Origin of the sequence: Streptomyces sp. NPDC058001 (genome assembly GCF_042886315.1) — a bacterium.
Taxonomy (GTDB): Bacteria; Actinomycetota; Actinomycetes; order Streptomycetales; family Streptomycetaceae; genus Streptomyces.
Genome location: NZ_JBHVQT010000011.1, coordinates 175,606 through 189,486, shown reverse-complemented (window position 1 = coordinate 189,486; position 13,881 = coordinate 175,606). Strand labels below are relative to the sequence as shown.

The 13,881-nt window shown below is 70.2% G+C and carries 15 protein-coding genes; 4 read left to right on the top strand and 11 right to left on the bottom strand.

What is annotated here, in order from left to right:
* Positions 1-11: 11 nt before the first annotated feature.
* Positions 12-599: an aromatic-ring-hydroxylating dioxygenase subunit beta gene (locus ACFVT5_RS27530; RefSeq protein ID WP_389893455.1), complete on the bottom strand. Its 588-nt coding sequence runs from the start codon at positions 597-599 to the stop codon at positions 12-14.
* Positions 596-1,948, bottom strand: a complete 1,353-nt coding sequence (locus ACFVT5_RS27525; RefSeq protein WP_389893452.1) for an SRPBCC family protein — start codon at positions 1,946-1,948, stop codon at positions 596-598. The genes ACFVT5_RS27530 and ACFVT5_RS27525 overlap by 4 nt, the downstream gene beginning before the upstream one ends.
* 172 nt (positions 1,949-2,120) lie before the next feature.
* On the opposite strand from ACFVT5_RS27525, the gene fdxA reads away from it, so the two are divergent.
* The 3 genes from fdxA (at position 2,121) to ACFVT5_RS27510 (ending at position 4,462) form a co-directional block, all read left to right on the top strand.
* Complete coding sequence (gene fdxA / locus ACFVT5_RS27520; RefSeq protein ID WP_389893449.1) at positions 2,121-2,468, top strand: ferredoxin; 348 nt, start codon at positions 2,121-2,123, stop codon at positions 2,466-2,468.
* The gene (locus ACFVT5_RS27515; protein WP_389893446.1) at positions 2,465-3,520 is read left to right on the top strand and encodes an NAD(P)/FAD-dependent oxidoreductase; all 1,056 of its coding nucleotides are present in this window, start codon (positions 2,465-2,467) and stop codon (positions 3,518-3,520) included. The genes fdxA and ACFVT5_RS27515 overlap by 4 nt, the downstream gene beginning before the upstream one ends.
* Positions 3,521-3,664: 144 nt before the next feature.
* Positions 3,665-4,462 carry an IclR family transcriptional regulator gene (locus ACFVT5_RS27510; protein ID WP_389893443.1) on the top strand — a complete coding sequence of 266 codons (798 nt, stop codon included), beginning with the start codon at positions 3,665-3,667 and terminating at the stop codon, positions 4,460-4,462.
* Positions 4,463-4,532: 70 nt separating this feature from the next.
* On the opposite strand, the gene ACFVT5_RS27505 is transcribed toward ACFVT5_RS27510, so the two are convergent.
* From ACFVT5_RS27505 to ACFVT5_RS27480, 6 genes are all read right to left on the bottom strand, one after another.
* Complete coding sequence (locus tag ACFVT5_RS27505; RefSeq protein ID WP_389893440.1) at positions 4,533-4,895, bottom strand: cupin domain-containing protein; 363 nt, start codon at positions 4,893-4,895, stop codon at positions 4,533-4,535.
* Entirely contained in the window at positions 4,892-5,677 is a 786-nt protein-coding gene (locus ACFVT5_RS27500) for an HpcH/HpaI aldolase/citrate lyase family protein (protein ID WP_389893437.1), read from the bottom strand. Before ACFVT5_RS27500 ends, ACFVT5_RS27505 begins: the two co-directional genes overlap by 4 nt.
* A 45-nt stretch (positions 5,678-5,722) precedes the next feature.
* Positions 5,723-6,886 (bottom strand): amidohydrolase family protein, encoded by a 1,164-nt coding sequence (locus ACFVT5_RS27495; RefSeq protein ID WP_389893434.1) that lies wholly within the window; start codon positions 6,884-6,886, stop codon positions 5,723-5,725.
* Between the two features lie 26 nt (positions 6,887-6,912).
* Positions 6,913-7,773 carry a fumarylacetoacetate hydrolase family protein gene (locus ACFVT5_RS27490; protein ID WP_389893432.1) on the bottom strand — a complete coding sequence of 287 codons (861 nt, stop codon included), beginning with the start codon at positions 7,771-7,773 and terminating at the stop codon, positions 6,913-6,915.
* A 204-nt stretch (positions 7,774-7,977) separates the two neighbouring features.
* Complete coding sequence (locus ACFVT5_RS27485; RefSeq protein ID WP_389893429.1) at positions 7,978-8,385, bottom strand: nuclear transport factor 2 family protein; 408 nt, start codon at positions 8,383-8,385, stop codon at positions 7,978-7,980.
* Positions 8,370-8,822 (bottom strand): VOC family protein, encoded by a 453-nt coding sequence (locus tag ACFVT5_RS27480; RefSeq protein ID WP_389893426.1) that lies wholly within the window; start codon positions 8,820-8,822, stop codon positions 8,370-8,372. The genes ACFVT5_RS27485 and ACFVT5_RS27480 overlap by 16 nt, the downstream gene beginning before the upstream one ends.
* Before the next feature lie 256 nt (positions 8,823-9,078).
* On the opposite strand from ACFVT5_RS27480, the gene ACFVT5_RS27475 reads away from it, so the two are divergent.
* Complete coding sequence (locus tag ACFVT5_RS27475; protein ID WP_389893424.1) at positions 9,079-10,113, top strand: aldo/keto reductase; 1,035 nt, start codon at positions 9,079-9,081, stop codon at positions 10,111-10,113.
* 120 nt (positions 10,114-10,233) lie between these two features.
* Here ACFVT5_RS27475 and ACFVT5_RS27470 read toward each other — a convergent pair whose 3' ends face one another.
* Genes ACFVT5_RS27470 through ACFVT5_RS27460 form a run of 3 tightly spaced genes read right to left on the bottom strand, consistent with a single transcriptional unit; the run spans position 10,234 to position 13,879 of the window.
* On the bottom strand, positions 10,234-11,148 hold the full coding sequence (locus ACFVT5_RS27470) for an ABC transporter permease (protein ID WP_389893421.1): 915 nt from the start codon (positions 11,146-11,148) through the stop codon (positions 10,234-10,236).
* Positions 11,145-12,326 carry an ABC transporter permease gene (locus ACFVT5_RS27465; protein ID WP_389893419.1) on the bottom strand — a complete coding sequence of 394 codons (1,182 nt, stop codon included), beginning with the start codon at positions 12,324-12,326 and terminating at the stop codon, positions 11,145-11,147. The genes ACFVT5_RS27470 and ACFVT5_RS27465 overlap by 4 nt, the downstream gene beginning before the upstream one ends.
* Positions 12,323-13,879 (bottom strand): ABC transporter ATP-binding protein, encoded by a 1,557-nt coding sequence (locus ACFVT5_RS27460; RefSeq protein ID WP_389893416.1) that lies wholly within the window; start codon positions 13,877-13,879, stop codon positions 12,323-12,325. Before ACFVT5_RS27460 ends, ACFVT5_RS27465 begins: the two co-directional genes overlap by 4 nt.
* Between the last annotated feature and the right edge of the window lie 2 nt (positions 13,880-13,881).

Below are 13,881 nucleotides of genomic sequence, written 5' to 3'. Positions count from 1 at the left end.
TCCGTCGCCGGCTAGAGGATGAAGCTGAGCCGGGCACCCGCGGCGAGCGACTCGTGGCCGAGTACCGAGCGCCGCAGGCGGAACCGGAATCCGTCCTCGGTCGGCACCAGCAGATGCTCGTACCAACCGACATAGGCGTCGAAGTGTCCGTCACGGGCGCGGTGCACCACGAAGGACGCCGTCACCCGGAAGGAATCCTCCGCGGCACCCGAGTCAACCGCGTCGCCCGTGCCCTCTGTGTTCTCCGTGTTCTCCGTGTTCTCCGTGTTCTTGAAGAGTCGTACGTTCGACACCAGGCGGTGGGTGCGTGAGTGCGGGTTCTCGGCGTGTGCCTTGCGGGACTTCAGGCGCTTGACGCGGGCGAGGAGCAGGTCCCAGTCGTCGTCCACGAACGATCCGGTCTCGTGCGGCGACCAGCCGGGACGGTAGTCGGTGGTCGGGATCTCGTAGCGGGCGCCGGGCTCGAAGAGGGCGAGCCAGGCGTCGTAGTCCCAGTGATCGAGGATGTCGGCCTCGGCGTAGAGGAAGTCCTCCACCTCCGGCCGGGTGACGGTGCGTCCCGCGCAGCGCACGGAACCTCGGTTGACGATCGCGGTCATCGCACATCCCTCCCCGTCAGGAAGGACGCGGGGCGCTCGCCGCTGGCGTCGAGGCCGTTGTCGACCCCTACGGCGTCGACCCAGTGCCGCCAGAATCCCCGCATCGCGCCTTCGTCGGTCGACCTGCCCTGCACGCCCTTGACCTCGTCGGCCATGCCGCGCGACATGTCGCTGTAGTCCAGTTCGGGCGCGGCGCTGCCGGCGGTGGCCTGGATGCCGCGCTGGACCGCCTCGTACGCCTCGATGTCGTCCGGTGTGGCGAGTCCGCCGGGGCCGACGAAGCTGACGACCGTCTTCATGCGCAGCGCGCGGGTGGCCGGGTCCTCGTCACGCGGGACCAACTGCCAGGCGCGCACATCGGTCTGGTCGGGCGCCACCGGCTCCAGCTGCCGGATCGACAGGCCCTCGATGTCGAACAGCAGCAGGTTCGGGAACACGAACAGGATGTGGCTCTCGTCGGCCACGTAGTGCGCCCGCCGCTCGCCGAGGCGCTCCGTCATCTCGGCCCGGTGCGCTTCGGTGCGGATGCGTTCGTCCTCGCCGAAGCGCGGTTCCCAGATCATGCTGATCCGTCCGCCGTGTCCGGTCAGGACCAGCAGCCCATGGCCGTTGCCGAGGTTGTAGGCGTACTGGTTGTCGTCGGTGACGGCGTAGCCGCTCTCCCGCAGATAGCCCACGAACGTGTTGTGCGTCGGCGCGAAGTGGTATCCGTCCATCGCGTTCTCGACGGCGAGTTTCCAGTTGCCCCGCACGCTGTAGAGCTGGGTGCCGGGCAGGGTGGTCATCCCGCCGGTGTGCTGCTGCTGGATCATCGTCATGTAGTCGGCCGCGTCGCCGAGGTAGTCGAGCAGCGGCGGGACGTCGGGGTCGAAGGAGACGAAGACGAACCCCTCGTGGGTCTCCAGGCGCGGCACACCGCGCAGGGCCATCGACTCCCGGAACTCGTCGCTCGACTCGTACGCGCCGGCGTCGGGGATCGCGGCGACCTCACCGCTGTTGCGGAACGTCCAGGCGTGGTAGAAGCACTGGAAAAGCTTGGTCGAACCCTCGTTCTCGCGGCACAGCACGGTGCCGCGGTGCGGACAGGAGTTCAGGAAGGCGTGCACCTCGCCCGCGCTGTCGCGGCAGAAGATCAGCGGCCGGCCGCCGAGGGTGCGGACCTTGAAGTCGTTGGGCTCGGGGATCTCGGTCTCGTGCCCGAGGTAGAGCCAGGTGTGCATCCACACCCAGCCGCGCTCCCGGGCGAAGATCTCCGCGCTGCGGTACGCCTCCCGGTTGACCCGGAAGGTGAGCTGGTCCCAGTCCTCTACGACCATCGGTGCCGGTACGGTCCGGGGATTGCTTCCCATAGGGAGTTTGCCTCTCACAAGTCCCGCCCGAGCAGCGTCTCGTGAGACGCCGTCTCGTATGTCGCATTAGACTCCCTCAGTGAACTCGACGGTGTCAAGCATCCGTCGCACGGTTGACACCCCGGTCCCGCGCAGCCATCATCCAATTCCACATTGAAATACACCGTCTCGCATGCTGTGCGACCGTGTGAAGGGCAACAAGCTCGTGCCGTACGTCATCACTCAGGCTTGCGTCGACGTCATGGACAAGTCCTGCATGGAAGAGTGCCCGGCCGACTGTATTTACGAGGGCGACCGGATGCTCTACATCCAGCCCGACGAATGTGTCGAATGCGGGCGCTGTGAACCCGTCTGCCCGCAGATCTCCATCTTCCACCACGAGGACCTGCCGGCCGAGAGCAAGCCGTTCGAGCGCATCAACGCCGAGTTCTTCACCCTCGGAATCGAACCGCTCGGCTCGCCCGGCGGGGCCCGCAAGGTCGGCCGGGCCGGCCGCGACCACCCGGAGGTCGGCGCGTGACCGGCCCCGTGACCACGGGCACCGGGCCCGCGACCACGGACATCGGCCGCGAGGTCTCCGTCGATCTGCTCATCATCGGCGCCGGACCGACGGGGCTGTACGGCGCGTACTACGCCGGCTTCCGTGGCCTGAGCGTCGCGGTCGCCGACGCGCTGCCCGAAGTGGGCGGCCAGATCGCCGCGCTGTACCCCGAGAAGCTCATCTTCGACGTGGCCGGTTTCCCCGCCGTCCGGGGCCAGGACCTGGTGGACCGGCTGGCCGAGCAGGCCGGGCGATGGAACCCCACCTATCTGCTCGGGCACGGGGTCACCCGCCTTGACGACACGGGCGAGGGCGTCGTCGCCCTCACCGACGGCGGCGCCCGGATCACCGCGGGCGCGGTGCTCGTCTGCGGCGGGATCGGCAACTTCATCCCCCGCGAGCTGCCGGTGGGCTCGGAGTACCTGGGCCGGGGGCTGCGGTACTTCGTACCGCGGCTGAACGAACTGGCGGGACAACAGGTCGTGGTGGTCGGCGGCGGGGACTCCGCGCTGGACTGGGCGCTGTCGCTGGAGCCGATCGCCTCGTCGGTGACGCTGGTGCACCGGCGGGCGCGGTTCCGGGCCCATGAACGTTCCGTCGAGCAGGTGCACACCTCCTCCGTGCGGGTCCTGACCCCCTACGAGGTCGAGAAGATCCACGGCGACGGGTCGGAGTCGGGCGACGGTTTGGTGTCGGGCGACGGGTCGGTGTCGGAGGTCGTGGTCGCGAGCGCCGACGGCGACCGGATCAGCCTGCCCGCGCAGGCCGTCGTGGCCGCGCTCGGCTTCATCGCCGACCTCGGTCCGATCGAGCGCTGGGGACTGGAACTGCGCCGCCGGCGCATCCTCGTCGACCGCACCATGCGGACCAGCCGGGAGCGGGTGTTCGCGGCCGGCGACATCGCCGACCACAACGGCAAGGTCAGCCTCATCTCGATCGGCTTCGGCGAAGCGGCGCTCGCCGTCAACCACATCGCCGCCCTGCTGGACCCGGCACGCTCGATCACACCCGGACACTCCTCGGACACGTGAGGTTTCCGCAGCGAACCAGTGGGCACAAGGGCCCCTCCCATCCGTGCACCCGCCGCTACACTCCCCTATACCACTTCCCTATTCGATACGGCGTCTCATTTAATGTCTTATGACTGGCCACATACGGTTGGGAGCGATACATCCATGCCCACGCAGGCGCAGCGCGGCACCGGGGAGCAGGTCGGCCCGGACAAAACCGCGCCGACCATCCAGACGGTGGAGCGCGCGGCGCTGATCCTCGGTTCGTTCACGGTCGGCAAACCGCATATGAGCCTCAACGAGATCACCGCGCGTCTCGGAGCGAGCAAGGCGACCGCTCACCGCTACACGAAGGCGCTGCGGGCGGCGAACCTGCTGCGCTATGACGAGCGCACCTCGCTGTACTCGCTCGGCCCCCAGGTGCTCACGCTCGCCGCCGCCGCGCGGGCCGGTCTGCCGATCGTCGCCGCCGCCGAGCCGTACATGGAGAATCTGGTCAGGCGCATCGACGAGACGATCGTCCTGTCGGTCTGGGACGGCGAGTCGGCGACCGTGGTGCGCTCGGTGGACAACACCGACCACATGGTGCGCATCAGCGTCCGGGTCGGCTCGCGTCTGCATCTCACCTCCTCCGCGCAGGGACGCGTCTTCCTCGCGTTCCTGCCCCCGGAGCTGGTACCGACGCTGCCGCGCGCGGTCCGCAAGTCGGCCGAACTCACCGAGGAGTTGGAGGCGATCCGGGAGCACGGTCTGTCGGTCAACTCCCCCACCGTCAACGGGGTCCGCACCATCGCGGCGCCGATCTTCGAGGGCGACAAGATCAGCGGAACGCTCGCGATCGTCGGTACGACGGCGACCGTGTCCGACGACGTCACGGCGCCCATGGCCCAGCAACTGCTGGAGACCGCCCGCGCGTTGTCGCAACGGCTGGGCACCTCCGAGGGCGCACGCAACGGCAACTGAACTGATTGCCACGACGTACGGCCCACCGCGAAAGCGGTGGGCCGTACGTCGGTCAGGTGCCGTATGTCGGTCAGGGTCGGGGCAGCAGGTCGGCCCGCGGCGGGACGAAGAAGTCGATGTTCACGCAGGGGCCCTCGGTCGGCTCCACGTAGTGCTCGCTGCCACGGGGGACCAGGAGGAACGATCCCGCGCGCATGTCGTGCGCCACCCCTTCCACGTAGTAGTTGGCCCGCCCCTCGGCGATATGGACCAACTGGTCGAAGTCCTCGTGCCGGTGCGGGTTGAGTGTCATGCCGACCTCCAGCTCGTGGTGGCAGATCATCACCTCGTCCGTCGCGTAGACACGACGGCGGACCCCCGGACGCACCTGGGTCACCGGCAACTCGTCCCAGTTGACGACGGTGTTGAACAGGGCCGCGTTGCGTGGGCTCACTGGTTCTCCTCTCCGGCGACCGCGCGCAGGCCGGCCGCCAACATCTGCAGGTCCGAACCGACGACCAGGTAGTCGGCCGCGCCCAGGCCGAGATCCGCCGCGGCGCCCCGGGTCGGCGCCCAACCGCCGAACGCAACCCCCGCGCGGCGGGCGGCATCGCCCACCCGGTCCACCGCGGCGCGCAGCACCGCCGGGTCGGCCGGCAGGCCCAGGTCGACCGCGAGGTCGGTACTGCCGACGAAACACACGTCGAGAGCGGCGACCAGGGTCGTCAGCGGATCCGTCAGCGCCGTCTCGATCTGCCCGACCAGTACCGGGGGATCGGCCCGTTCGGCGGCCAACAGCCCGGCCAGCGGGACCGCGCCGAACCGGGCGGCCCGGTTGGCCAGACTCACCGAACGGCGCCCGGCCGGCGCGAAACGGGTGGCCGCCACGAGTGCCTCGGCCTGGGCGACGCGGGTGAGCATGGAGAGCTGGATCCCCGCCGCCCCGGCCTCAAGGAGCCGGTTGACGGCGGCGGCGTCCACCTCGGGCACCCGAACCAGGGCCGGCAGACCGCACACGGCCGCGTGCCGCACCAGACCGACGGCGTCCTGCTCGGTGAGGGTGGAGTGTTCGAGGTCGACGACCACGAACGCGCACCCGGCCGCCCCGGCCAGTTCCACCACGTCGGGCGACGCGAGCTTGACGAACGTACCGACGGCGGGTCCTTCGGCCGTCAGGGCCGCGCGCAGTCGGCGCCGCAGCGGATGAGTGTCACCGTGCGTGTCACCGGCGGTCATCGGATCCTCCGTACATGGTCGGGCGGCACGGGAGGTGCGGGTGCGTCAGGCCAGGTTCAGACCGCGCCACGGCACGATGTCGATCTCGGCGCCGCCGTGCAGCACCACGGTCGGCTCCAGGCGCGGCGCGACGATCGTGTTGCCGGCGGCGTCGGGCAGGACGACCTCGTCGGTCTCGGTGACGACCGTGATGTCGGCCCGTCCGCCGACCTCCAGGCGCCCGTAGCCCTCGGTGTCGAGTCCGAGCAGTCGGGCCGGCGCGACGGTCGCCCGCCGGACGCACTCTTCGAGCGGCGCGCCGAGCGCGACCAGCTTGGAGATGCTGGTGAGCAGGTCGAACACCGGGCCACGCCAGTTGCGCGCACTGGTGTCCGAGCTGAGGATGTCGGGCAGGAACCCGTCGGCGATGGCCCGGCGGGCCACCTCGAAGCTGAGGTTGCTCCTGCCGTGGGCGGAGTCGAACAGCACCCCACGCTCACGGGCCGCGGTGACGGCGGGCTGTACGCGGTCGCCGTCGAGGATGCCGTGCGGCTTGCCCGTGTAGCAGTGCGCCACGATGTCGCCGGGGCGCAGATGGTCCAGGACGACGGGCAGCGGCTCCTCGGTCTCGCCGATGTGCACCATCAGCGGGAGACCGGCCTGTTCGGCCAGCGTCACGGACTTCTTCAGCAGCGACTCCCAGTTCTCGCCGACGACGTCCTCGGAGAGCCGGATCTTGAAGCCGCGCACCACGTCGGGGTGGGCCTCGGCGGTCGCGAGCGCGTCCTCGGGGACCAGCGTGTCGGGGTTCAGCAGCTCGCCGAACCTGAAGTCGATCAGGCCGAGCACCGAGACGTTCAGGAAGTTGACGATGCGCAGCGGGTTCGCCTCGACCACCAGCTTGCGGAACGCCGGGAACGTCGAGGCGCCGGCCGTACCGGCGTCCGCCGCCGCGACCACGCCGCGCCGCAGATGGGCCTCCTCGGCCGGGGCGCCGACGGCGGAGACGTACTGGAAGATATGGGTGTGGCCCTCGACCAGGCCCGGCAGCACGGTGGATCCCGTGGTGTCGATCGTGCGGGCCGCGTTCGCCGCCAGACCCTCCCCGATCGCGGCGACGCGGTCACCGTTGACGGCCACGTCGAGTCGGGCGTTGGTGCCCGACGCGGGGTCGATGACAGTGCCGCCGGCCAGCACGAGGTCGTAGGACGGCGCGGAGGATATGGACATCGATGTGGGCTCCAGGGTGAGGACGGTCAGCTGACGGGTTCGGTCAGCCGGTGGTCGCGCGGTGGGGTCCCCGCAGGACGCGCGATGCGGGTGACCAGGGGGAGTACGCCGTCCACCTCGACGCGTATCTCGTCGCCGTCGGCGAGGAAGCACGCACGGTCCTGGCCGGTGCCGGCCGGGGTTCCGGTGAGGACGACGTCGCCGGGTTCGAGCGCGGTGAACCACGACAGTCTGCTGAGCAGTTCGGTGACCGGGAAGATCATTCCGGCGCTGGTGTCGTCCTGGTGGAGTGCGCCGTTGACCCGGGTCCGTACGCGGATCGCGTCGCGGTCGGCGAGATCGTCGGGGGTGCAGATCGACGGGCCGAGCGGAGTGAACCCGGGGTAGCTCTTGGCGAGGGCGGGGATGGCCGTGGCGCGCATGACATCACGCGCCGTCATGTCGTTGGCCGCGGTGATGCCTGCCGTCGCGGGCCAGACCTCGGACTCGGTCGCCCGGTACAGCCGGCTCCCGACGACGACCGCGATCTCGCCCTCGTAGTCGGGTTCGGCCACGGCGTCCGGAATCACCACCCGCGCGCCGGGCGCGGGCACCGCGGACGACGCGGCCAGGTACAGGATCGGCTGCTCGGGCAGTCCCCGGCCGGTACGGGCCGCCTTCGACACGTAGTTGAGCCCGACGCCCCACACGGCACGGGGTCGTTCCAGCGGCGCCAGGAGCGTGGCCTCGTCCAGCGGGACCCGGCGGCGTACCGCGCAGGAGGCCAGGCACCGCAGCGAGCCCTCCTGTTCCAGGACCGCGCCGAGGTGCGGAAAAGCAGTGTCCAACAGGGCGACAGCCCCGTCCTCGATCCGGCCCAGGCCGGCCTTCGTCGTCACTACTCGCATAGCCCGCATCTTTTATTGTGAGACGGCATCATGTCAAGCGATACGCACACAGGACTGACGACGCACCGACACCCCGTACGCGCACCAGGCGCACGGGGTGTCAAAAGGGCATCTGAGGAGCCGATTTCCGGCTGTTGAAGGACTGTTGAAGGGCTGGGCCCCGGCCGTCGGACAGGACGTGGGTCCCGGCGGTCGGCCGGGGTGTCACGCGAGCTGGCGCCGCACCTCGCCGCTGTCCCAGTAGTCCGTGCGGCGCGTGATGAGACCGCCGGCGACGGTGAACACGAAGACGCCGCGAATCCGCACCGGGCGGTCGCCCGCCGAACGCATCCGGAAGGTCATGACATACGGCACCGCGGCCGATCCGCCGTCGACAAGGATGCGTTCGGGCGCGTAGCGCAGGTCACCGAAGTCGGCCAGGAACCCGGTGAGCGCCGCGCGGTACTCGGCGCGGCCCCGGCGGTCGTGTCCCATGGACGACGTGTGTTCGTTGACGAAGTCCTCGGCGACGCAGGCGGCCACGGCGTCGGCGTCGTGGGCGTTCAAGGCCGCGAGGTACGTCTCGACCGCGGCGCGGGTGTTGTCCTGGGTGTCCTTCAGCTTGAGCCCCACTTCTGGCGGACCGTGTCGAACACCCGCTGGTCGTGGGAGATCTCCACGACATTGCCGTCGGGGTCCTTGAGCGCGCAGATGTAGCCGACGGGATCGGGCATCTGCATGGGTTCCCAGTGCAGGCAGCCCAGTTCGCGTGCCCGGTCCGCCAGCGCGTTCACGTCCTCGCGGGTCGGCACCTCGATGCCGATGTGCGCGAACGGGTGCAGCAGGCCCAACTTGCCGCCCTTGTCCTTGTTGAACGACACCAGGACGAGCACGAACGGCGTCTCGGCCTGCTTGTCGTTGGAGAGCCAGACGCTCTCGCCGTCGGCGTCCCGGAACCGCTCGACCACGACCAGGGGAGTCAGCGAGGTGTAGAACGCGATCGCCTTGTCGAGATCGCCGGTGGGCAGCGCGACGTGAGTCCAGCGGGCCGTGGTGAGACCGGTGGTCACGGGACCTCCTCATGTGTGGTGCGGCAGGTGTGGTGCGGCATGTCTGCCGCATGTCTGCTGCGGCTTTCCCGCCGAGCCTAGGCGCGCGCGCACCCGCGGGTCGATGTGCTGCGGACACAACACGCACGCCGGGAACGCTGACCCCGCGCGACATCGGCTCCGGGACTCCCGCCGTGGGAGCCTGCGCGTGACAGTGGCAGGGACAGTGCAGTGACAGTGACAGTCACAGGCGTCGGCGCGAAAGGCGGGGGCGAACATGCAGTACAGAACTCTGGGCGGGACCGGCATCGAGGTGAGTCAGCTCTGCCTCGGGTCGATGATGTTCGGGGCCTGGGGCAACACCGACGAGGCCGAGTGCCACCGCATGGTGGCGACGGCACTGGACGCCGGCGTCAACTTCGTGGACACCGCCGATGTGTACGCCTTCGGCGAGTCGGAGGAGATACTCGGCCGGGCGCTGAAGGGACGGCGCGACGACGTCGTCCTGGTGTCGAAGTTCCACAACGAGATGCCGGGAGGCCCGCTCGACCGCAACCGGCGCGGCAACTCCCGGCTCTGGATCACGCGGGCCGTGGAGGACAGCCTGCGCCGGCTCAGGACGGACCACCTCGACGTGTACCTCGTCCACCGCCCCGATCCCCGAACCGACATCGAGGAGACCCTCGGCGCGCTCAGCGACCTGGTGCGGGCGGGCAAGATACGCGCGATCGGCACCTCCAGCTTCCCGGCCGAGGAGATCGTGGAGGCGCAGTGGGCGGCGCGACGCGAGGGCCGCGAACGGTTCACCGTGGAACAGCTCTCGTACTCGATCCTGGCCCGGCACGCGGAGGCCGCCGCCCTGCCCACCGCGCAGCGGCACCGGATGGGCGTCATGGTCTGGAGCCCGCTCAACGGCGGCTGGCTGACCGGCAAGTACCGGGTCGGTGCCGAACCGGCGGGGGACTCGCGCGCGCGGGCCAACGGCGACCACTTCGACTACGCCGACGAGCGGATACGTGAGCGCAAGCTGGCGGTCGTCGAGGAGTTGGTGAGCCTCGCCGCCGACGAGGGCTGCACGCTGGTCGAGTTGGCCCTGCGGTTCGTGCTCGCCCACCCGGGCGTCACCTCGGCGCTGATGGGTCCGCGCACCCACGACCAGCTCGTCTCGCAGCTCAGCGCGGTGGACCGGCCGCTGTCGACCGAGGCCCTGGACCGTATCGACGCACTGGTCGCACCGGGGAGCGTGCTCAACCCGCGCGACGTCGGCCACACACCACCGGCACTGGAGACAGCGGCGCTGCGACGCCGCTGACGTAGGTGTTCCGGGGCCCGAGGGGGGCCGGGGGGACGCCCCCAGGTCCTGCCGTCGGACGGCAGGACCTGGGGGTTTACGGGTTTACAGGCGTACGGGTTTACGGGTGTCCGGACCGGATCAGGTCGAGCCCCGTTCGAAGGGCCGGCCGAGTGCCGCCGGCTCCCGTTGTTTGGCGGTGAACAGCACCATGGCGAGCAGCGCCAGCAAGTACGGGGCCGCGACGAGCAGTTGGGCGTTGAGCGTGACACCGAGCGCGGGCAGTGCCAGGCGCATCGCGTCGGACAGGCCGAACACCAGACAGCCGAGCAGGGTCCTGCCGAGCCGCCACGCCCCGAAGATCACCGCGGCGATGACGATGTATCCGCGCCCGGCGGTCATGTTCTGGTTGAACGAGCCGACCTCGCCGACCGCGAGATAGGCGCCACCGAGTCCGGCCAGCGCACCGCACCACAGCAGGGCCTGCCGGCGCCGCAGGTTCACCTTGATACCCGTGACATCGGCGGCCTGCGGGTTCTCGCCGACCGCCCGCAGTTCCAGGCCCCAGCGGCTGCGCTCCACCAGCCACCAGGTGAGCGGCACCAGCAGGATCAGCAGATAGACCGGCCAGCGCCCCGAGAAGAACGGCTCGCCGATGAGCGGGATGTCGCGCAGCAGCGGGATCGACAGCACCCCCACCTGGTGCGAGGCGAACTGCTGCGTCGTGATCAGGTAACTCGTCAGCCCCAGCACGAGCGCGTTGAGCGCGAGGCCGACGACGAAGGTGTTGATGTACGCCCGGTGGGAGAGATTGCCGTGCACGAAGCCGAGAAATAGGCCGGTCACGACGCCGGCCGCGAGGCCGACGGTGGCGCTGCCCGTCGCGGCGGCGGTGGCGACCGAGGTGAACGCGGCGCCGAGCATCATCGCCTCGACGGAGATGTTCATCGCGCCGGCGCGCTCGGCCAGGTACTCACCGCAGGCGGCGAACGCCAGCGGCACCGTCAGCCGGACACCGCTCGCGAGAATCGTCTCGGTACTGTCCAGAACGCTCACGCCGCCGCCTCCATCTTGGTCGGGACAACAGGCACGGTGGGCGATGCCGGCGGATGGACACCGCGGCGCCTGCGGAAGAGGTCGATGAGGACGGGCGGCACGACGAACGCGAGGACCAGCAGCGCCTTGACGATGTCGACCAGGTAGGACGGCACACCGGTGGCCGACAGGAAGTCGCCGCCCGCTCGCAGCACGGCGAACACGAACGCCACCGGGATCGCGATCAGGGGACGGTTGCGCGCGACGAGCGCGACGAGCAGACCGTCCCAGCCGACGTTGTCCGAGAGCCCGGACTGGAGCCGGTTGGTGCTGACCGGGCTGGCAAGCAGCAGCCCTCCCGCCAGTCCCGCGAAGGCGCCCGACAACGCCAGGGTGAAGCCGCCGAGCGCGGCCACCCGGACACCGGCGTGCTTGGCCGTCTGCGGATTCAGCCCGACCATGCGCACCTTGAATCCCCACCGGCTGCGCCTCAGGGCGATGACGACGCCGACCGCGGCGACGAGCGCGATGAACAGACCCGCGTTCAGCTGCAGGGACGGGTACTCCCCGAAGTGGGCGAGCAGGGCGTTGGCCGGCAGGGGGTTGGACTGCACGTCGGCGATGCCCGACGATCCCTGCGCGCTCTCCTGGAGCATCCACGGGGTGCTCACCGCGAACGTGACCAACTGCAGGGCGAGGAACGACATCAGGAGGGTGCTCACCACGACGTTGACACCGCGGAAGCGATGCATGAGCGCGCTGAGCGCGGCCCACACGCCACCACCGATCGCCGCGGCGATCATCACCACGACCACCAGCGTCGGGCCAGGCAGCGCCAGCCGGAGCCCGACCCAGGCGCCGACCAGGCCACCGATGAGTACCTGGCCCTCCTGGCCGATGTTGAACGTGCCGGCGGTCGCGCAGACACACGCGCCGAGCGCGACCAGCAGCAGCGGCGCCGCGTTGAGCAGCGTCGTCGTCCAGCCGGCGGTGTTGGCCAGACTCCCGGTCCATATCGCGCTCACCGAGGCACTCGGCGAGGCGCCGGTCAGCGTGAGCAGCAGCGCGGACGCGCCCAGGGCGACGGCGACGAGCGCGACGGTGAGGCCCGCCGTGATCCAGCCGTCGCGCCCGGGTCGGAGCCGGGCGAGGAAGCGCCGGGCGAGGTCGTCCGGCTCCGTCAGGGCGGCGGGCCTCATGCGGCCTCACCGCCGACCAGCATGCCGAGCCGTTCGGGCGTCGCCTCGGCGATGGTGAGCGCTCCGGTGATCCGCCCGGCGGAGATCACCGCGATCCGGGTGGCAAGGGCCATGACTTCCTCGAATTCGGTGGAGATGAGCAGCACTCCGACGCCTTCGGCGGATGCCTTGCGCAGTCGGGCGTACATGTCCTCGATGGCACCGACGTCCAGCCCGTGGGTCGGCTGCGCGGCCACCAGGACGCTGGTGTCGCCGGAGAGTTCCCTGGCGAGTACGACCCGCTGCTGGTTGCCGCCGGAGAGGCTGCGCACGGGCGCGTCCAGCGACGGGGTGATGATGTTGAACTCGTCCGCGAGGCGACGGGCCTCGGCGAGCATCGCCCGCCGCCGCAGCAGGAACCGGCCGCTGACCTTGTCCAGCGACTTCATCGTCAGGTTCTCGGCGACGCTCATGTCGAGGACGACGCCGCTCTGGTGCCGGTCCTCCGGGACGATGCCGAGTCCGGCCTTCGACAGCGCGCCGGGCCGGGACACGTCGACCCTGTTCCCGGTGATCTCGACGGTGCCGGCGGCCGGCGCGACGAGCCCGGCGAGGACATCGCCGAGCGTCGCCTGGCCATTGCCCTCGACGCCGTAGAGGGCGACGATCTCACCGGCGCCCACGGTCAGATCGATGCCGTCGAGCAGTCTGACCCCACCTTGCTCGACGGTGAGTCCGGCGAGGCGCAGGGCGGGCTGCCCGGGGTCGGTGGCCTCGGCGTCGTCGGTGTCCGCGTGCTGCTGCGGCACCAGTCCGAGGGCGGCGGCCTCCTCGCCGAGCGACACCTCACGGCCCACCATCTGCCGGGCGAGCAGTTGGGGAGTGGTGTCGGCGGTGACCGCCCGGAAGGCGACGCCTCCCTTGCGCAGGACGGTCACCCGGTGCGTGGCCTGGGCGATCTCGGCGAGCTTGTGGCTGATGAGGATGACCGCGCGCCCCTCCTCCCGCACCACCCGGCCGAGCATCGCGAACAGCTCCTGCGACTCGGCCTGGGTCAGTACCGAGGTGGGCTCGTCCAGGATCAGGATCTGCGGGTTGCGCCGCAGGCACTTGACCACCTCGACCCGCTGCCGCTCGCCCGCCGAGAGCGTGTCGACACGCGCCTCGGGGTCGATCGGCAGCCCGTACCGCGCGCAGACCTCGGCGATGTCGGCGTGGATGGCCTGCTTGTTCACCTTGCCGGTGTCGCCCAGCGCCACGTTCTCCCAGACGGTCAGCCCGTTGATGAGGCTGAAATGCTGGTGCACCATGCCGATGCCGAGTTCGGCCGCTTCCTGCGGGCTGTCCAGCGCGACCGTCTCGCCGCGCACCAGGACGCTGCCGGCGTCGCGCCGGACCAGCCCGAGCAGGACCTTCATGAGGCTGGACTTGCCCGCCCCGTTCTCGCCCAGGAGTCCATGGATCTCGCCGGCGTCGACCCTGAGGTCCACGGCGTCGCAGGCCATGACCGATCCGTAGGACTTCGTGATGCCGCGCAGCTCAAGAATCGGAACCGCTGAGGCTGTCGGTGTCATCG